At 49.5% G+C, this 19,994-nt stretch carries 13 protein-coding genes and 1 pseudogene; 7 read left to right on the forward strand and 7 right to left on the reverse strand.

The genetic code is table 11. The annotated features are described in order from the left end of the window. The first annotated feature begins 38 nt into the window (after positions 1–38). From KDK13_RS15685 to KDK13_RS15700, 4 genes are all read left to right on the forward strand, one after another. Complete coding sequence (locus KDK13_RS15685; protein ID WP_257285917.1) at positions 39–2,870, forward strand: hypothetical protein; 2,832 nt, start codon at positions 39–41, stop codon at positions 2,868–2,870. 116 nt (positions 2,871–2,986) lie between these two features. Then, complete coding sequence (locus KDK13_RS15690; protein ID WP_163370786.1) at positions 2,987–3,163, forward strand: hypothetical protein; 177 nt, start codon at positions 2,987–2,989, stop codon at positions 3,161–3,163. Continuing rightward, positions 3,153–6,293, forward strand: coding sequence for an ATP-binding protein (locus KDK13_RS15695; protein ID WP_257285918.1), 3,141 nt, complete (start codon positions 3,153–3,155; stop codon positions 6,291–6,293). Before KDK13_RS15690 ends, KDK13_RS15695 begins: the two co-directional genes overlap by 11 nt. Continuing rightward, on the forward strand, positions 6,290–7,687 hold the full coding sequence (locus tag KDK13_RS15700) for a sigma-54 dependent transcriptional regulator (RefSeq protein ID WP_257285919.1): 1,398 nt from the start codon (positions 6,290–6,292) through the stop codon (positions 7,685–7,687). The genes KDK13_RS15695 and KDK13_RS15700 overlap by 4 nt, the downstream gene beginning before the upstream one ends. Before the next feature lie 56 nt (positions 7,688–7,743). Here the strand turns inward: KDK13_RS15700 and napF are convergent, their stop codons facing one another. From napF to KDK13_RS15715, 3 genes are all read right to left on the reverse strand, one after another. Next, complete coding sequence (gene napF / locus KDK13_RS15705) at positions 7,744–8,283, reverse strand: ferredoxin-type protein NapF (protein WP_257285920.1); 540 nt, start codon at positions 8,281–8,283, stop codon at positions 7,744–7,746. A gap of 535 nt (positions 8,284–8,818) precedes the next feature. After that, positions 8,819–9,061 carry a hypothetical protein gene (locus tag KDK13_RS15710; RefSeq protein ID WP_257285921.1) on the reverse strand — a complete coding sequence of 81 codons (243 nt, stop codon included), beginning with the start codon at positions 9,059–9,061 and terminating at the stop codon, positions 8,819–8,821. A gap of 168 nt (positions 9,062–9,229) precedes the next feature. After that, positions 9,230–9,373 (reverse strand): hypothetical protein, encoded by a 144-nt coding sequence (locus tag KDK13_RS15715; RefSeq protein ID WP_257285922.1) that lies wholly within the window; start codon positions 9,371–9,373, stop codon positions 9,230–9,232. Positions 9,374–9,404: 31 nt separating this feature from the next. Here KDK13_RS15715 and KDK13_RS15720 point away from each other — a divergent pair, with 31 nt between their 5' ends. Beyond that, entirely contained in the window at positions 9,405–10,571 is a 1,167-nt protein-coding gene (locus KDK13_RS15720) for a hypothetical protein (protein ID WP_257285923.1), read from the forward strand. A gap of 134 nt (positions 10,572–10,705) precedes the next feature. Here KDK13_RS15720 and KDK13_RS15725 read toward each other — a convergent pair whose 3' ends face one another. Continuing rightward, the gene (locus KDK13_RS15725) at positions 10,706–13,267 is read right to left on the reverse strand and encodes a M20/M25/M40 family metallo-hydrolase (protein ID WP_257285924.1); all 2,562 of its coding nucleotides are present in this window, start codon (positions 13,265–13,267) and stop codon (positions 10,706–10,708) included. A gap of 332 nt (positions 13,268–13,599) precedes the next feature. Here KDK13_RS15725 and KDK13_RS15730 point away from each other — a divergent pair, with 332 nt between their 5' ends. After that, the gene (locus KDK13_RS15730) at positions 13,600–14,259 is read left to right on the forward strand and encodes a hypothetical protein (protein ID WP_257285929.1); all 660 of its coding nucleotides are present in this window, start codon (positions 13,600–13,602) and stop codon (positions 14,257–14,259) included. Here KDK13_RS15730 and KDK13_RS15735 read toward each other — a convergent pair. Next, positions 14,227–14,385: pseudogene (locus tag KDK13_RS15735) on the reverse strand (transposase domain-containing protein); the annotation flags it as partial. The gene KDK13_RS15730 and the pseudogene KDK13_RS15735 sit on opposite strands and share 33 nt — an antisense overlap. 114 nt (positions 14,386–14,499) lie before the next feature. Continuing rightward, positions 14,500–18,357 (reverse strand): ankyrin repeat domain-containing protein, encoded by a 3,858-nt coding sequence (locus tag KDK13_RS15740; RefSeq protein WP_257285925.1) that lies wholly within the window; start codon positions 18,355–18,357, stop codon positions 14,500–14,502. Positions 18,358–18,574: 217 nt separating this feature from the next. Here KDK13_RS15740 and KDK13_RS15745 point away from each other — a divergent pair, with 217 nt between their 5' ends. Then, complete coding sequence (locus tag KDK13_RS15745; protein WP_257285926.1) at positions 18,575–19,396, forward strand: hypothetical protein; 822 nt, start codon at positions 18,575–18,577, stop codon at positions 19,394–19,396. 174 nt (positions 19,397–19,570) lie between these two features. Here KDK13_RS15745 and KDK13_RS15750 read toward each other — a convergent pair. Next, positions 19,571–19,994: DmsC/YnfH family molybdoenzyme membrane anchor subunit (locus KDK13_RS15750; RefSeq protein WP_257285927.1), on the reverse strand; the 424-nt coding region annotated here is incomplete at its 5' end.

Genomic DNA, 19,994 nt, shown 5'->3' on the forward strand with positions numbered 1-19,994 from the left:
TGGTTAGTTATACATCCAATCAAAAAAGGGTTACCGAAATGGCTAATTCATCCCAGTCTTATATAAACGAAAACCCCCAGAATCAAAATTTCTGGCTAATGCCTGTCACTGGCTCACCGGAGAATCCTGCACCAGCAACTGGAACTTTTCACTCACGAGAGACCTTGATAAGGCCATTGGAACTGCAGGAATTGAAGATTCGGGGATTCTCACAACAGGAAATTGAGGCCGCAGAGAAAACATTGCGAGAAAGAAACACCACCCCCACCTATAGCGCCATATTCCACTGTCTCGCTTCAGACTCTTACACTGATCCTTACCCACTCTATAACCAACTCATTGAAGCCATTGGCCGGACATCAGGTGTGCAGAGTAAAATCCGCCTGGCGGAGGAACTGAAAAAATATTCAAATTCATTAAAAAATCAGGCCGAAAAAGAACTTGACCAACACTACGCCTCCCTGTGGCCCGATAGACAGACAATTGAAACCATCGTTGAGGGATGGCCTGATTCGCTCAACAAGCAAGCTGAATATATCAAAATTAACTGGCCAGAACTGGTAGTAAAAGGCGATATGATGTTTAACTTCAGTTCGACATCAAAAATTTGTTCCAACGACTATGGATTCAACAGTGAGACCCCATCATCGTTAGGTTATCTGGCCTTTTTCCGCCTGATCAAAGACATCTGGTTCAACGCCTTAGAGAAAGAAAATCCATGCATCATGAATAGAGTCAGTCATCTGCTGATCTCCTTTACCCAGGCGATATCCGACAACACCAGAAAGTGCAAAGGTGGTAGTCGAAAAGAGCAATACGAAAATGTCATTCAACGGGAGCTGAAAAAAGGCATCTCATCGACTTACGATATCGGCGCTTTTGCGTTTCTACTGGTAACAAACCCACCGTTATGGCATGACCATAAAAATGAAACATTAAAATTGCTGACCAGTAGAGCTTTTAACAATAAGGAAAAAAAACTGGCTTCCCTGTATTCACAGTGGATGGATCCAGACCAGCAAGATCAGGCTTGCAAAACTGTCGAGTTCGAGGTAATCCCCAAGACTTCCTTTACTTCGCTTTACCTTGGCAGCATTTATGACTACCTGATGAAATATAAAGCACAGAGTTTTCAGAGTAGAGGAACACCAGGTAAAGAAATAGCCGACGGAGAGTACTTCGATGACACCACTAAACAGTTAGCAAACCCCATTCAAATGCCTGACTGGAAGACATTACCCCCTATTCCTGAGATAAAAGAAACACTGTCTCAATTTTATGTCAACCCCTGCCATCAACAACTTTTTTTAGGAACAGAAGAATTCAAGGCATACCAGCAAGAACAAAGGCAACTGAAAGCCAGGCAACGGTTCACTGATGCCATTACAATGACAACCAGGCAGATTAAAAAAGAGAAGGCAGAGTTGATTAAGCAGCAATTCAAAGAACAGGGATTTGCAGCCAGAAAGGATAGTCTGGGCAACATCAGCTACGGTAAGGCCTATTATAAAAAACGCAAAGAATATATTAGCTACCTTAAGGAGCAAAAACTGGCCGTTGAACAGCAAATTGGTGTTCCCATTCCCTTTAAAGTGACGGCTGCACAGCTGAACCAGGTACTTGATGCCTTTGATGAATTACCCGCTGCTGAGCAACGTTACTGGAAAATGAGTCCTGCCTACGCCAAAAGCACAGTCATTCCAGAACTACTGGCTGATTTAACACTGACTCAAGATTCAGTACCTGAAGTAATGCTGGCCCATGAGCACGAAAACCTGCTGGAACAACAAAGCAAATTTATTACTTGCCGCTGCTCAGAATGTACCATTTGTAAAGCAACCCGTTATCTTTGCGAATGCCGGGATGGCTTGAACCAGAGAGTTACTAAAAGAGAGATCAAACTAAGGGATGGTATTCTGAAAAAAAATATAATTAAAAGCATTAAGACTTATTATTCTAAAAATTACTGTACAGAAGGCACCCGTGTGCTGGAGGAAGGTAAGCAGACGGCACTGCCTGCAACACAGACACAAAACCGACATAAGAGAAAACACACACAACTCTCTGGTTATCGCAATAAAATCTTCCCTTCCGGTTCTTTGGCAAAAAGGCCTCGCTATCAGCACACGCTCGACGATGGAAGCCAGTGTAAGAAAAAACACCGTCCGGATTATATGATTGACAAGCACCAGCGAGAGCTGATTGACAACGTATTGGATAAAAGATTGTATGCCCCTGAAAAAGTCAAACAACGTCACCAACATTCAGCAGAACCTGCCGGGCAACGAAAATACGATAAAGTGTTGAGACAACTTTATAAACATCATGCTGACCAGCCGCTGCCCCGAATAAGCACGATAAAAATCCTTGACTGGTTTGATAAAAACCCGGAACAGGCAGCGGCTGCCGTTAACGATTTGCAGGACAGGCCGCAGCTGGTCAAGTCGCTGTTTAAACCAGGCACTCTGGAGTTTGCAATACCCAAGACACTGGCGGCAATTCCCTGTCAGGTGATCTACCAGGATATTGAATCATTTAATAAACACCTCAATGCCCTGGCAAACAGAAAGAAGAATAATTTCGTTCCTCTGGATAACAAGAAAGTAAAGGGTTTATACCTTCATAAGACATTCTGCCTTGCCTGCCGTACAAACTTTGGCCAGAGGCGGGAGCTGCAGGCTCATTTACAGGCAACGCATCAGGCCACCCTGGATAAAACGTTTGCCAGTATCCGGGCAATGGGAAATGAGCCGACAGATGAACCTGCCCCCATTAACGCGCTGGACTCACCTATCGAAAATAGGGAGCAAATCCCCTTCCATCAACAACCAGAGACATTCTCAGCCCTATTTAAATACGAACGTGCATAGATACACGGTTTATCCGGAGAGTCCTGCCGCACAAGACAATCTGCCAGTATTCTTTTGCGGTTTACCCATATAACCATTACCATGTCTGTCCAATTACGAAACTGTACCAACGTAATATGTATATCTACCGACTGGTTCTGCTTCTGGTGATCGGTATTTACCTTTTTTCTCCCGCCATCATGGGGTGGTGGATTACGTTTGGTGAACAGTGGTATCAGCCCTGGATTCTCTGGTTCATACTGATTGTCGCGGGCTTTACCCTTCAGATCAGGGGTAACAGCGATGAGCTTTGAACTGGAGCATATCGTTCTGGCCAGTGTTGCCTATCTGGCGGTTCTTTTTCTCTGCGCCTGGGCCACGGATCGTGGCATCATCCCGCGCACAGTGGTTCATCACCCGGCAACCTATGTTCTGTCCCTGGGCATCTATGCCAGCAGTTGGGCCTACTATGGCAGTATCGGGGTTGCCCACGACGATGGTTATGTTTTTCTCGGTTTTTACTTTGGCCTGAGCGGTGCATTTTTGTTAGCCCCCGTCCTGCTGGTGCCACTATTAAGAATAACCTCCACTTATCAACTCAGTTCTCTGGCCGATGTACTGGCCTTCCGTTTCCGGAGTCCGGTGGCGGGCACCTTAAGTACACTACTACTGTTGTTTATCACCTTTCCCCTGCTGGCCCTGCAGATACAAGCTGTGGCAGACGGTGTTTATCTGCTGAGTGACGAAACATCCCCGGAAATGCTGGCCTTCGGTTTTTGTATTATGGTCACGTTACTGACCATGATGTTTGGCACCCGGCACCTGGCCAGCCGCCACCAGCATGATGGTCTGGTGGTGGCGATTGCCTTTGAGTCGCTGCTCAAGCTGCTGATCATGGCGCTGCTTGGGGGCGTAGTTATCGCCAAGGTGTTTGGTGGCTTTTCCGGGTTAAATAACTGGCTTGAAGCAAACTCTGACGTCATTATCGGGATGAATTCTCATCTGGAAGATGGCCCCTGGCGAACAACGCTGTTGATGTATTTTGCCTCTGCAGTGGTTATGCCCCATATGTTCCATATGACGTTTGCCGAAAACCGCGACATAAAAATGTTATTCACTGCCAGCTGGGGACTGCCTTTCTTTTTACTACTGTTGAGTATTTCCACCCCTCTGATCCTCTGGGCGGGTCTCAAAATCGGCAGCCCTTATCCCCCCGAATACTTTCCACTGGCTATTGGTCATGCCGTGGATAATGAATGGTTGACCATCATCGCCTATATAGGCGGACTTTCTGCGGCCAGCGGCCTGTTTATGGTGACCTCACTGGCACTGTCTTCCATGTTGCTTAACCACGTCGTTCTGCCACTTTATCAAACTCTTTATCAGACCCTTGATCAGAATGGGGAACCAACCCAGATCCAGACCAATATCTACCGCTGGCTGACCAATGTAAAACGTCTGATTATTGCCACACTGATCCTCGCCTGCTACGGGTTCTACCGGCTGCTGCATAACGAGGTGGACATGTACAGCCTGAGCATCGTCGCCTATGTGGGAGCCCTGCAACTGCTCCCCGGCACCCTGTCTACGCTCTATTGGGGCAGGGCAAACCATAAGGGGCTGATTCTCGGGATTCTGTCTGGAACCGCAGTCTGGTTCTTCACCCTGATGCTGCCTTTAACCATGGGACTTGAGATGTTCACAATCCGCAGCGTCAACTTCGGCACCATCACTAACGATGGCTGGTATATTGCCGCCACTTCATCATTGCTCGTGAATGTTCTGGTGTTCTACATGGTATCCTGTTTTACCAGAATGCCTGATGAAGAGAGCAGCGCGGCTGCCGCCTGTCTGGTTCGGGAGGTGGGCCAGCAACCCTACAAAATCCCCAAGGCCCGCTCTTCCTACGAATTTCAGGAGATGCTCAGCGCCCCTCTGGGTCCGGTGGCTGCTCAGGAGGAAATCAATAAAGCCCTGACCGATCTCAACATGAGGCCAGATGATAGCCGGCCACACTCCCTGAGACGACTCAGGGACCGTATTGAGAATAACCTGTCCGGGCTTATGGGCCCCACCATTGCCCATGACATCGTTAACTCCTTTTTACCCCTGGATGTTGACAATGATTACGTCCCGAAAGATATCCATTTTATGGAGTCCCGGCTGGAAGCGTACCACTCGAAACTGACCGGTCTGGCGGGTGAGCTTGATAGCCTGAGACGTTATCACCGGGACACCTTGAACAGCCTGCCCATGGCCGTCTGCTCCATTGACGCGGCCATTGAAAGCACGTCGGCTGATAACCCGGAATCGCTGCCATCAAACAACACCGGCGAAGTCATGCTCTGGAATCAGGCCATGGCAGAGTTAACCGGTATTCCTGCAGAAGCTGTCCTGGGGATGCCCCTGAAGACCATTCCTGCTCCCTGGAACCAGATCCTCAATGATTTTATACAACTCCCCGGTAATCACCTGAACAAGCACCGTGTTGAAATGGATGGCGACACCCGCTATTTCAGCCTGCACAAAGCCGCTGTCCAGGCTCCGGCTTCCGGCACCGGCGGTAATCAGGTCATGTTGCTGGAAGACCAGACGGAAACCCAGATGCTGGAAGAACAGCTCTTTCACAGTGAACGACTGGCGTCTATCGGGCAGCTGGCCGCCGGTGTTGCCCATGAGATTGGTAACCCGATTACCGGTATTGACTGCCTTGCCCAGGAAATGAGTGCGCTATCACCGGACCCGGATGTACAACAGAGTTCCCGGCAGATACTGGAGCAAACCAACAGGGTGAGTCGCATTGTGCAAACACTGGTGTCTTACGCCCACTCCGGTCAGAAAGGAGGACAGCAAACCGGGCATAGCAGTGATTCCCCTTCCAAAGCCGAGCCTGTAGAAGTTTTCAGCACCATCCAGGAAGCCATTAACCTGTTGCAATTGAGCCATAAGAACAGCAATATCGTATTCCGCAATTTATGTACCGATGGCCTATGTGTCAGCGGTAATAGCCAAAAATTACAACAGGTGTTTATCAATCTGCTGAAAAATGCGGCCGATGCCTCAGACGAGGGCAACGATACGCTGGACACTGTGGACAATGTGGACACTGAAAGCCTGGTTACCGTCAGCACCACAGCCAACCCGCACACGATCACCATTCGTTTTGAGGACCGTGGGCACGGCATCCCGAAAGCCATTCAGGAAAGGCTGTTTGAGCCATTTTTCACCACCAAAGAGGCGGGCAAAGGGACCGGCCTGGGCCTGGCGCTGACCTGGAATATTATCGAAGAACATTTTGGCAGCATTCAGGTGGTGAGTCCGCTGGACCCACTCACAGGTAGGGGAACCTGCTTCATCATTTCGCTTCCACGCTACGAGTCTGAGTCAGTGATGACTGCAGACGCCGGGGAGCAGCCGTTGGAATTTCAGGGGGATATGGCATGAGTCAGGACCAGATACTGATTGTCGAAGATGAAGAAATTATCCGGTCATCACTGCGTCGTCTTCTTGAACGACAGGGATATAGTATTACTGAGGCTGGCTCGGTTCATGAAGCCGAAGGCTTTCTTCAGCCACAGGCGTTTGTGAAACAACCGCCATTTTCACTGATCATCAGCGATCTTCGGCTTCCCGGTAAACCCGGTACTGAAATGATTCACCTGGCCAATGGCATTCCCGTATTGATCATGACCAGCTACGCCAGCCTGAACTCGGCAGTCTCAACCATGAAGCAGGGTGCCGTTGATTATATTGCCAAGCCCTTTGATCATGCAGAGATGATTCAGAGAGTGGCTGAAGCTATTGAAAAACAGGCGGCTCACAGCACCGATCCCGATCAGGATAATAATGAAAGCCAGGTTCAGGAGACATGCTCTGGCGATGGTTTTAATGGCATTCTGGCACAGTGTGATGCCATGCAGCTGTTGTTCCGGCAAATACAGAAAGTGGCACCAACCGATGCAACGGTATTGATTCAGGGTGAATCAGGCACCGGTAAAGAGCTGGTTGCCAAAGCCATCCATGACAACAGTAAACGCGTCAATGGGCCGATGATTTCTGTCAACTGTGCTGCCATTCCTGAAACACTGATTGAATCCGAACTTTTTGGCCATGAAAAAGGGTCATTTACCGGGGCAACAGCTGCCAGAACCGGTCTGATCGAAGCAGCCAATGGTGGCACACTGTTTCTTGATGAAATCGGTGAGCTGCCACTGGAAGCCCAGGCCAGGCTACTTCGCGTTCTTCAGGAAGGTGAAATTCGTCGTGTAGGTTCAGTACAGCCTCAGTCCGTTGATGTTCGACTGATTGCCGCTACTCACCGAAATCTCCGTCAGCTCTCTTCACAGAATGCATTTCGTGAAGACCTCTATTATCGACTGAAAGTGGTGGAACTGCGCATTCCACCGCTCAGGGAAAGGGGCAACGATATCCTGATGCTGGCGGAAAAACTGCTGGCCAGAACCTGTGAAAAAATGGGGCTGGACGTCTACTCACTGGCCCCCGAAACCATGGCCGCCATTTCTCAATATCAATGGCCCGGAAATGTTCGCGAAATGGAGCATGCCATCGAACGGGCAGTTATTCTTTCCGAAGACAATATCATCACTCCGGAAAACCTGGATATAGAAGTTCGTATCAAACAGACCCTGTTCCGTCAGGATGCAGAGGAGCTTCAGGATGGCTTGACACTGGAAGACTACTTCCAGCGTTTTGTTCTTGAACATCAGGATCAAATGACCGAAACCGAGCTGGCGCAAAAACTGGGTATCAGCAGAAAAACACTCTGGGAACGGCGCCAGCGACTGGGTATTCCAAGAAAGAAAACAACAACAACTTAACCACGCCTGGAGGTTGACCAGCCAGGCCATCTGCTAGGAGCCTGTTCAAAGTTACATCATGCTTTGGCCATCACCAATACACGGCTATAGCAGTCCATGGCACATTCGCCACAGCCACTGCAGAGGCTGAGGTCTATCGCCGGTTTTTTATCCGCACCAAAGCTGATCGCCTGTTCAGGGCAGGCTTCCTCACAAAGGTTACAATACAACCCCAGTTCTGCCTGACAACTGCCAGAAAGCTGGGGAATAGTCTGTCTCTTTTTCCCTTTCTCACGGCTCAAGGCTCCCGCTGGGCATGCATCAACGCACTGTCCACAAAAGTCACAGCTGCCGTAAGAAAGGTCCAGCACAGGACGACCAGAAAGAATCTCCTCTTTCTCATCAGATCGTCCCAGCACTCGCATTGGGCATTGATCAATACACTGATCACACTGTGTGCACAGCGCCAGAAACAGTGTGTTATCTACTGCCCATGGAGGTCTTGGATAGCGGCTATTCGGGACCACCTGCTCTGGTTCAGGGGCGAAACGCCGGAAAAAAGCCCGCCTTGCCGACGATATCAACTGTTCGTCATCTGTTCTCTGTATATCTGACACGACTTAACCAGAAGCCTGTATGCTTGAAAATTCTCACCCAAAATACGCTGTTCAAATAATGTTTAAAGCGGTATTTATACCTGACTTAAGCCCTGTGTATTATTTTAATTGCAAATACAATTTTGAACTTATAGTTAATTGAAAGGTCTTCACATTACTGTTCAATATGATTTCAGGGTAGTTTTCAGAGCATGATCAACTCTCATTTACCAGCAGGTCAATTGCCTCCTACCGTTGCCACTTTTAACGGAGGAGATAGTGCTGTAATCGCAGAAAAAACCCAAACCCGTGTATATATAAATACGCCGGTTTCAGGCTTACTCCCGTCTGAACCAACGATGCCAATCCAGCAGGTTACTACTCAATTTCAAAAAAGAAATATCACATCAACCAGGCCGTCATACAGCAATTTAAACCAGGGAATGCTCATGCCCTTGTGTAATAATCAACGTCCTGCCGTCAGCACGCAAACAGTCGTAACACCTTCAGTACAAGCCTTCCTCTCACCCTCTACAGGTAGCATTCCATTCAAGGTTCAACCGCAGCCCAACGAAGAAACATCGCCGATATTGACGGCCGCACGACTGCCGTTTAGCCAGAAATCGCTGTTCCCCACAATCGGCCAATTTGTATGCCTGAACCAGGGTGCCTTTTCGCCATCCCCCCAGGTTGCCGGACTGCGCCCGGACAGCCAGGACCCTCTATGGTCGTCCAGAGGATTCACCAGCGCTGATAGTACCCCATCAACACCAGCAATCTCTCCACAGGTAATAGGCACATCGCTGCAAAGTCAGCAATTTCCCCATTTTCCGATCCACATAACGGCTCAGCTATCCCAACCGGCCCAACAGGTTTTCCAGGGGCAGCATCAACCATCAATAATAATGCCCCAAAGCCACTCTCTGGTTTCCGGACCCATTACCCGGGAATCCAGTACACCGGCAACTCATGATCTGGCCACCGGCCCGGCACTGGATATTGGTAATCCCGGTACTTCAACGGCAAATCGCCGTGTCCCTGCGAAAAAATCCCCACCAAAAAAAACAGCAGCATTAAAAGCCGTTTCCAACGCCATCATACCTGGGCTCAAAACGAATCTATCCAGAACTGTCAGGGCTACAATGCCTGACATACTGCGGGAAATACTGGGGAAACAACTCAAAAATGAGGTCAGGGATTCAGTCATCGCTATGGTGCCTGGATTACGGGAGCAAATAAATCAGGTGGCTTCCTCATCAATAACAGCAATTATCTCAGAAATACAAAAAAGCCTGACAACATCATTATCCGAAGCAACCACATCTTCAATGGAAGGTTTCATACAAACGTTTACGAAAGAAACCCTGGAAGAAACAAGGAAAAAAATGATGGAACAGAGTACTGAAGCCATACACGATACCCTGGAAGGAGCGCTTAAAACACTTAACGAAACCATTTCAGCACTGTCAGCACTGAAAGAGCAACAGGAAAAAGCTCAGGCAACATCACTGCAAACCGCAGAGACATTTAAAAAAGCAACCGATGATTTAAAAGAGTTCGTTAACAGTCAGGTAAAAATACAAAATCCGGTATCAGTAACTACCCCATCAAATTATCCAAGATTCGATCCGCCAGTAGCAACTGAAACAAGTTTTGTTGCTCCCCACTCAACTTCATCAGACAAGGTTCTGGAAATTCCGGATGGGCCTCCTCCGTTTAAAAAAATGCGCACTAAAGAATCAGACCCTGCTGCTGACTTTGAAATTAAGAGAAGCCAGGCTATTATCACAAAATTAACCGACGAAGTGAGCAGGGCCATGGGCATTAGAACGCCGCATGTCACCGAATGCAGTACCGGGCAGATTCTATTACTGGCAGCTCGATTGATTAATGGTAATAAAGAATTACTGGTCCAGGCTGCAAAGCCAAGAATAAGAAGATCACTTGGCAACCCAAGTCATCAGGAACGATTGAAATCAGAAAAAGATAGAAAAAGAAGAATGCAATGTGAAATTAATTGTGGATTCCAGGAACTTGAAAACAGCGTTAGACAATTTTCGGAAAAACATCTTAACCTTATACTGGAAAGTGATGTCACCCGTTATGGAATCATCGAAGAGGCATACTCCATCCTGAATGCTCAGAACAACGATAGATTGCCTGCAAAAACACAAAGGCTGCGAAATACGGGAAAAACGACAAGTCTTAATGAATATTACAAAAACTCTATGGAACTATTAGAAAAGGAGAGGAGAGAACAACAAGAAGTTATCGGTTCTCCAGTAAAGAGTGAGACAACAACTGTTTAGTCAGAAAATATGTGTTTAGTCAGAAAATATGATTTCGTATGGTGGGCCAGGATGGACACACTACCTGTCATGCATGAAAACCTGATTTTCTGATTCATGATTCTGGCTTGAGTGTCCTGTTATTCACCCGGACATCAAGTCCGGGTGATGTTTAGCCCCTCTCCAAACGACAGTGTGGCCAGGGTATGAACAACGGCCTGAGTGGCATTTGACATCACCTCAAAATCAATTGAATCAATGTCATCGCCCGGTGCGTGATAGTAGAATACATCTTTGCCGGTACTGACGGTCACCGCTGGTATATCGTGCTTGTAAAACGCACCGACATCGGTAAGTTCCGGGCTTGGCTCATCCCGGAAATACGACAGTCCACGGCTATCGAGATAATCCACGTACAACTCTGTCAGCTGCCCGGTGCCCCTGGGACTCGCCCCTGGGTATTTTTCAGGATCTCCGATGTTAAGGAATTCTGGATGTATATCCCATTTGTGATCGGGTCTGGTCCCAACCTGCGCCAGATTCAGATAGCATTCAATACGAAACGGTTCCGCTTGTTGCTGGCAAGGATCTTGCGCGGTCAGGTTCCCCATAACGTCTTTGTACCCATCATTGTGCAAAAAGTAGTCAGACCCAAAGCCGATACCATTGCGTCTGCCGTAGTTGCGCGGTGATCTTTCTTCACTGCCCCAGAAACAGAAGAGCACCGGGTTATTGGGCTGTAGTCCGGACTCTTTGAAAATCCGAATCGCTTCAAGCAGCGCCACAACGCCGGAGCCATTGTCATTGGCACCGGGACTGTCCGCGAAGGTGTCCAGATGGGCACCGGCCACTACAACGTTACTGGATTTTCCGGGAATCAGCGCGCACAGATTGCAGCTGTTATTTTTCAACGGGTTACACCCCCTGTCCGCAGCGGTTTTGGGGGTCGCGGCGTTGAATTCAAGCTCTTTGCGAAAATCCCGATTCCTGGTGCCGTAGGAAAAATCCTGTCGGAAAGTAGCCACGCCCATCCTGTCGAGAAAACGCTCCAGATGTTTGACCACTTTCTTGTATTGTCCATTGGAGAACCTATGGACATTATCCCTGGGTCCGAACGACAGTATTCGCTCTAACCGCTTCCGTAGATTCCGGGGATCAACCTCAGCGGTAAAATTGTTGGCAATGTCGGCAATGGAATCAGCGGGCACCTGCTGCAGGCAGGGCTTCGCCGTTGTCATTTTTTCTGTTGCTGTTGTTTCTGTTTCTGTCGTTGTAGTTGTGGGATCAGCGGCAGAAGCAGTCGTTGCCGTTGTGGTTGCCGGATCAGTGGCAGAAGTGGTCAATTCGCAGATGGTTGGCCCGGCTGTTTTTTTCTGCCCGTGCGGATCACACTCGTCCGCAGCATAGGCAAAGGGAAAGGAATATCGTGAATCTGCCAGCTTCATCTGATACATGGGTGCAATATCCACACCCTTGAACTTCACGACCATGGAATCGGAGCCATCAGCAATGCCAAACTGGGCGTGATAACCGCCACCACCGTAGGTAGCCCGGTTATTATTGCCGATCCAGGCAAACGTTTTTGCCACCAACTGGCCATCCTTCCAGACCTTGACCTCGCCCCTTTCCGGTTCTTTGTCGGAAAAATCACTCAACACAGCTTCAAAACCCACATCCAGCCAGTCGCCTCTGGCATACGGCGTTGCATAAATATACTTGACGTCCTGACTACCGTTGCAGCAAAGGGCTCGATTGAGAACCGTAGCATCACCGGCAAAGGGGGCATCACAGGGGCGATTGTCATCAAACACGTCGTAAGAAGCGCGAACCTTGACGGTAAAATAGAGTTGCCCGTCATGGGACTCAAAGTTCATGGTAAAGGGCGAATGGCCAGCCTGCTCAAACTCCATGCCATCGTGCTCCAGCGTATGATAGGTGCCCACCGGACTCTCAGGCTGAATACACGACATTGTACTATTTTCATTGCGGTACAACCGGCCATCATGGTGTGGCACCAGCTGGAAAACCGTGGCACTTACCGGCTTATCGGTTTGGAGCTTGATGCTCATAGACCCGGAGTAGATTGATTGGCTGTGACCGGCACACAGGTAACGGTCCTCGCCGGTGATTGTCGACAATTCAGGATTGAGTCCAGGCATCGGAGGCAGGTCATTTGCCCGGTAAAAACAGTTGCTCAGCTCCAGGTTCTGCTCGGGCAATCCGGCACTCCCGGTGGCATTGAGGTCAAACCGATACATCACCAGCCCATCCCTGGTTCGTTTTTCCTGAATCCCTCCTGCCTGAGGATTGCCCACCCGGGCAAAATTGCCATTGCCGGTCAGTTGGTCGGCTCGCTGCGCCTGGCCGGGGCTACCGGCCATTTTTACCTCGGTCAATTTTCGGGAGACATCGGCTGCCGACCGCCGCTGGCGGCCATGGATACTGGGAACGCCTGCCCCAGATTCTTCAAGCCTGGCCACCAGGCGCTGATAGGCGGACTCACCGCCATCCTTTTCTATCTCTCTGAGCAGTTCTGCCCGGGCCGGGTCACCACCGGCAATGTGCGTGGCATGGTCAGTGTAGGCACTGCCACCGGAAGGGCCATGCGCCACCGACCTTAAGCCAAAGGTACTGACCCGGTGCAAACCATTAAAGCCATTAGCGCGGTCATAAGCCTGTGGTGGCATGGGGGGAACAGGGGCATTGTATATCATCATTGTCTTCAACCAGGGTAATTAAGGGAATCGTCCCGAAATAACCTCCCCATTTCCGTTTGGGCTGAGTTATCAGACAAGCCCGGAACTCAGCCTGAACGAATGTTGCCGAGGAAAAAAGGGAACTTATTTTCCAGACAATCGCTTAATGGACACCGAAAACAGTCCAGCAGTTCACTGATTTTTCAGACACTTAGAAAATAAAAAAAACGGTTGATAACCACATTTTTATTACCTTTATTCCTGTATTTCATTTGAGGAGGGAACTTTATACGGGAAAAGTCGTCTTAGTCGTGTAGTGAAATTATGAATTATTTCAAGAAGAGAATAATCCTATGGAGAGTTCAACTAACCTGCCTCAGTTCAATGCTGCTTTATCAGATCCTTATTCCGGGCCATCAAGTTCAACGAATCAAACACATCAATCTGGTGTCAGCGAATGCCCACAGCCCTATCGAGGCATGACGGTGGAGAGGGTGGACCTTCCTCTTCATCATCTTTATCTCGATTTTCAGTCAAATTACCCACGCCAGGACACTGATACTGTATATGTTGTTTCAGGGCTTCCCGACAGCCAGGGCAATCAACCAGTCATAACCAGGTACAGTTGCACGGGTGACACAGGGCTGACCGTTGAGCATTATCGTCATCTTCGTGCTGAACTACACTCGGCTGAACTTCTTGTCAAACGACAGGAAATATTGTTCGAAATGCAAGACCGCGTGGACTCGGGATGTGCCGAAGAGGATGATTACAATTCCGCGCAACAGGGTTATACCGCTGTGGTCGAAAGGGTGTCTCGCAAAAAGCCAGAGCCCGATTACGCAGAGCGATTAAGGCAACGACCTAAAAGGGGGTTTCGCAAAGAACCCGATTACGCAGAGCGAGAGCGATTAAGGCAACGACCTGAACATAGTAATCACCAATTTAACCAGCGGAATAGCCAATCCCGCCTGACCGGCTTATTCTTGAGATGCCTTCACTGCCCAAGGTAGAAGCGGCTCCAGTTTCTCAACCGTGTCCGCATAAGGCAGTTCTTTTAATATGTGGTTCAGGCATTCAAAAGGCTCCAGCCCATTGGCTTTTGCACTTTCAATCAGGCTGTAAAAGATGGCACTGGCTTTGGTTCGTGTGAGACCTGGAGAGCTTGGGGCCAGCACATCATTTCAATAAGATTGACGTGTATCATCTCCGTTCAGCCTGAGCGCCCTTCGGGTGCGTTAGGGCGGGAAGTGTCAGATCCGTCTGTCGATTGAGCCGGGAACGGTGAACCTGCTTAACAATCTGGTTAAACAGGCGCAGGCCTGCTCCGTTTGCAATCGATCAGCACCGGGCTGCTCCATCAGTTTCTGTTTTGCCAAATTGATCGCCCCCTTGATAAGAACCGGGCAATTCCTGTTTGCCTTCCCTCGCCAATAGTCCACCATCATTATGGCCATGTCCGGATGCTTAAGGGCTATGTCACACAGGAACACCGTCGAATCGACATCGTTGATATCAACATCAATGTCAAGCAGTTTACTGACGACCTTGCGTTGGCCATGGTGTGCAGCATCGCTCAGGCACCGGCCAAGCTGGCCAGCCATCGCCCTGTCGCCCGCAAGTGTCTCGAAAAGCCGGTGATTTTCTCCATCAGCAGCATGAACCAGCATATTCATAATGCGCTCGTGCTGTTCAGCCACAACTTGCCAAAGCTGTGACAGCGCTTTTCTCTGTGTTGTCAGGGCCTGGTTACCGATAACCTCGTCAATATTGTCAGTGATCGATACCATGGACCGCATCACTTGCAGATTGTCACTATCGGCATACAGAGTGGCGGCCAGCAGCAGTGGGTGTACCTCGCTGCCGACATCGGCGGCATCCAGTTTGATCCCTGCCTCAACAAACCGTTGCAACTTGTTGATGTCGGCATCCTGCACAATCCGCTCCAGACTCGGGGTAGCCCGGGCGCCCAGTTGCCACAGTTCACCTAACAGCCGGATATTCCCCATGTTTGCAACATCATAAAGGAGGTTGCCATGACCACTGAGTCGGCAGCGATCAAATTCAACATTTTTCATGCCATGCACAGTGTCCAGCAACAGCGTAACCATGCCCTGCCGATCCAGACCAATGGCCAGCACTAAAGCATCGGTCAGTGTCCCCGAAAAATCCCTGTTGATGTAAGCATCTGGCTGTTGGTTCGGTGCATCAGGGTTATTGAGAGCCTGGCCTGAACCTTTCCAGCAATCCAGAATGGACCGGACGATGTCCTGGCAGTTCCCCTGTATCGCCTGAGAGAGGAATGAGACCCCATTGTCGTCAGTGATATCAACCTCAGCGCCCGCGCGAATCAATGACTGAATAACACCCTCATTCTTTTCCAGAAAAGCTCTATTCTCATTGATAGCGTCATCGCACGATTTTATCAGAGAGTCATGCATCGTCGGCTCCTCGCCTGCCCGCTGCAAGCTCACTTGGCGATCCATAGCGGGGTAAACTTCCAGATAATCCCCAGCCACAATAGTCTGTCTTCTTGTCTGCGCCCTTTCCAGAGCAGTACGGGCTTGTTTACACTCTGACAAAATCGAAAAGAGGAACGTCCTGAGACCTGCAGCTCCGCCATCACGCTCAACAGCCACCAGCGACGCAAGCACTGACTGATCGTTAACCTCATTGAATATCAGAGCCTCAACATGCCTGTTTCTTACCCCGGTATCAGTAAAGGCCGATAGCATTACTGTCAACGCCTCTGTTTCCCCGGCCCTCGCCGCAAATTTGATGTCACCATGGGCATCAAAACCATGGTCAATGAGGGTTTTAACCTTTTCTTCCTCCCTGCGTACTGCCGCCATCAGCAAATACGACGCCGAACAATAACGGTTTTTGCCAATACCCGCCTTGAGAAACTCAGCAACCACCGCCAACTCATTACGGTGAAGTGCCATGGCAAAGGCAATTTCCGCACTGATGGTACTTTGCATAGCAAAGACACTGACCACCTGACTCTGTTTTCTCACCGCGGCCTGATGTAACAATTGCCGGAACTTTTTGCCGCCAAGGTCAGCAACACAGAGCAATTGCCTGAGCAAGTCAATGTCCTCCCGGCCAGCAGCAGCTGCAACTTCCGTTTCAATATCTACGGCACCGGTGGCTTTGACCAGCATATCAGCCATGGATTTATGACCTTTTGCGACGGCAACGGATAAGGCGGTTTCTCCCACCGGGTTCAGCAGGTCAGCAGCAGCCCCCCTTTCCAGCAATAGCTGAACCAGTTGCAGCTCTCCGCTAGCGACGGCAAGGTGCAGCAAAGGCGAACCATCGGGGGCAATGGTATTGGCATCAGCCCCGGCAGCCAGCAGGGCTGCCAGCATTCTGAAATTGTTATTGTTAATGGAGCCAGAAAGAATCATCGCTGTTTGACCAGCATCGATTTTATCTAACAGCTGTCTGATAGCTGGTTCGCCATAGTCACGATGATCAAGTGCATAATGGATTACCCGCTGTATCTCACTGAACATTTGTCCTGCGTTTTTGCAGGTAGCCAGCAGTGACCGCAATTCCGCCTCAGTACCCCACCTTATTGACTGAGCAATAAAACTGATGCGCCTGTCAGGCTCCAGGGCACCAGACAACAGGTTGACCACTGCAGCATGGCCATTGCGGGCGGCAATAGCCAGCGGTGTGTCAGCGTGCTCATCGCCGCCACTGGCATCAACACCCGCATTGAGCAGGGCCTTCACCAGTGCTAAATCCCCGTTTTGCGCCGCAAACCTTAAATAGTGACCGCAATCATCTTTGAACAGTAATTTTACAAACACGTCCTGATTGTCGTCAGAAGCAGCCAGAGACAAAGCGTCCGCATAACACGCCCCTGCTTTGAGCAGCGCAGCAATGGCAGCTTCATTCTGCTCGTCGACACAGGTACACAGCGCGTATTCCAGCGCCACAACATCTGCATCTGCCAGTGCCTGTAGCACGACATGATTTTCCTGTTGGGCAGCAAGGATTGTTGCCTCAACATAATGGGCATGCTCAGTGATTCTGCGCAGTGCAGGCAATTTCTGTAAATCGTCAAACAACTTCCTGTTATCGGCCTGTGCTGCCATGAAAACGATCTCGCCGAGACTGACACCGGATTGATGAAGAAAGTTTATTGCCTCCGGACTACGGTAATTCTCAACAACATCCATAACCACCGTGTTGATATCAACACCAGCGGCCAATAGCATTTCTGCCGCCGGGCTGTCCTGGTGTTCAATTGCCTCTGCCAGACGCAACCTGGTGAGTCCGTCCGCATCGCAACGGACCAGCGTTGCCAGCGTACGGTGATCCTCCTGCTCCAGTGCGAGATGCACTGATATGGAAAACATATCATGAGAGTCAACGGCAAGCTTCTTGACACAGCTTTCATGATTATTTTCTGCAGCCACCGTAACCAATGGTACAGGCCTTGTATAAATGACACCCTCCTGCGTATTGTGAACGGTTTCCGGTTGTTGATTTGCTATCTCCTGAAGCATGGCCTCATCGCCAACGATACAGGCCTGAACCGGTAGTGGCTCTTGAACGCCAACCTGCAAATCCTTGCTACTGCGCTTCAGCCCCTGCCTTACCAGGGTCGGCAAATCAGGTACGTTGTCGCCACTGCCCCGGCTACTCTCACCATTTCCCGGGCTTGTTGAGCCACTTGCCATTGTTACTGTTTTGCGGTTTCTGCTTGCCTCCGGGCCACCCTGGTCGTTGCCAGATCCACCCGCCTGCTCACTGCCACAGTCGATACACTGTCGTAAATATTCAGCAAGCTCCGGCTTACAGTAGTTGTTGCTGTTACTGCTGCCATAAACCAAGGTGCTCACAGTAACAAAAGGCAGGGCATTCTGTCGGCAAAGCCCACATCGCAGAAAAGTATGGCTGGGTTTGACAGGAACCACACAGGCGTCCCTTCCCCTCAGGCTTTCGGGTTCTTGCTTCCAGGCTTCCAGGCATGGGGTGTGTTGGAGTTCTTTGCAACAGGCGGTCACGACAAAGTCATTAAACTTACCTGCCAAACTTTCAAAGCATATCCTGCATTCAAACTGCTGGTCGGTAGCTGCTGCATTGACTGATTCCACGCACGACTCCCTGGCGGTTATTTAATCTATACACACACTTTGGGACAGGATGAAATAGACAAAGTTCATTACTCATCACAACTTATGTTTTTGCCAGCGTTTTTGCCAGCACAGGATTGTTCTATTTCTTTTGTGATTGGGGTAGGAACTTTTATATCGAAAGAGTGGTCTGAATTGTCAATTTAATAGTTTATGAATTTATTAGGTTTGTATTTCAATGGAACGTTTAGATAACTCGATTCAACCATTTAATGCTTCTTCCGAACTTTATTCCGGCTCATCCGATTTAACAGAACACTATTTCGACGGACCTGAATTAATGGATCACGGGCAATTTGTCAGCGATCAACCGCCAACGTATCAAGGCATGTCTGTCCAGGCAATGGACTCTTCTTTTCCTGTCTCACAAACTTCCCATCATCAAACATTACTGGATAATCCTGATCTTTATTCGCTGACTGATTATTCTATTGAGCCTCTTCAACATCCTGATCAAACCAGTATTCCTGGAACTGGTATTCCTGTCAGGCTGCAATCACCTGTTGATAAAGATGAATCCCGGAGTTCTGGTAACAACTCCACTGCCACCGATCCGGCACAGCATGGTGGCATCGCTGCTCCCAATACTCCGGGGTTCACCGACAGCCATATCGACGTCTTCACTCTGGTTGAGGCTGAACTGAACTCCCGTCAGCGTCAGGCAGAAGCAGCAGAAACCGGACAATTTGAACCGACCAACTGGGAAAAAAAGCGCGATGAGCTTAAGGCACAAATCGATTTATGCCATCGCACCGGGATCTGTGACGAATCCGTTGTTAGCCTGTATTCTCAATTATACGACGCAGACAGGCTCTCCAGGCGACAAAGTCAAATAGATAACATGAAAACGGATATGGACTCGGGTTTCAGTGATGAGCAATACAACGTTTCGCAACAGGCTTACACCGCTGAGCTCCAGAGGGTATTTCGCAGAGAGCCTGCTTACATAGATAGAGTGCGAGTGCGCCGGAGGCACCGTTCCAAGAGCCTGCTTACATGAGCGCCAGTGCACCGTTACCAAGGCGCCTGCTTACATAGAGCGCCAGTGGCACCGTTACCAAGATCCCTCTTAAGTACAGTGGAGATAAGAATTTATTCCAGAAAAATATGGGTTTCCCTTTCCTTTGGTAAAGTTCCTCCTTTCATAAATTTGAAGGAGGATCTTTGCACTTGCTCACATACTGCTGGCAAACATGTGCATATCATAAAAGAAGACACGGCCACACAGTTCAGCCGCCAGCACCAGGACGGTGCTCACTGCTGCGAGACCTACTGCCGTATTATTGCCACGGGTGGCAGCAATTACCCAGACTCCCAGACCGGCAAACAGCAGGGCGAGACGAGCCAGTATCAAACGACCATGGTAGTCAAATAGACCAAAAGGGTTAGTAGGCAGATCAACCTGACCCAGCCAGAACAGGTACAGCGGGTAACCCACCAGCACCAGACCCAGCGTGATAAAGCCCAGGGTAGCCAGCGCACGATCTGTCTTTTTCTGGAAAGTGCCCAACGTGGCAGACTGGCTTCTCAGTAGCAGCGCCGCTGCCGGAATCCCCACCACAAAAGCGGTCATAACAAACTGGAAGATAGTCCAGCCG

The organism is Endozoicomonas sp. SESOKO1 (assembly GCF_024606265.1).
Classification (GTDB): Bacteria; Pseudomonadota; Gammaproteobacteria; order Pseudomonadales; family Endozoicomonadaceae; genus Endozoicomonas.

Excerpts from the sequence above, each read along its gene's own strand:
- KDK13_RS15685 (WP_257285917.1), top strand. The coding sequence starts at position 39 with ATGGCTAATTCATCCCAGTCTTATATAAACGAAAACCCCCAGAATCAA.
- KDK13_RS15690 (WP_163370786.1), top strand. The coding sequence starts at position 2,987 with ATGTATATCTACCGACTGGTTCTGCTTCTGGTGATCGGTATTTACCTT.
- KDK13_RS15695 (WP_257285918.1), top strand. The coding sequence starts at position 3,153 with ATGAGCTTTGAACTGGAGCATATCGTTCTGGCCAGTGTTGCCTATCTG.
- KDK13_RS15700 (WP_257285919.1), top strand. The coding sequence starts at position 6,290 with ATGAGTCAGGACCAGATACTGATTGTCGAAGATGAAGAAATTATCCGG.
- KDK13_RS15720 (WP_257285923.1), top strand. The coding sequence starts at position 9,405 with ATGCCTGACATACTGCGGGAAATACTGGGGAAACAACTCAAAAATGAG.
- KDK13_RS15725 (WP_257285924.1), bottom strand. The coding sequence starts at position 13,267 with ATGATGATATACAATGCCCCTGTTCCCCCCATGCCACCACAGGCTTAT.
- KDK13_RS15730 (WP_257285929.1), top strand. The coding sequence starts at position 13,600 with ATGGAGAGTTCAACTAACCTGCCTCAGTTCAATGCTGCTTTATCAGAT.
- KDK13_RS15745 (WP_257285926.1), top strand. The coding sequence starts at position 18,575 with ATGGAACGTTTAGATAACTCGATTCAACCATTTAATGCTTCTTCCGAA.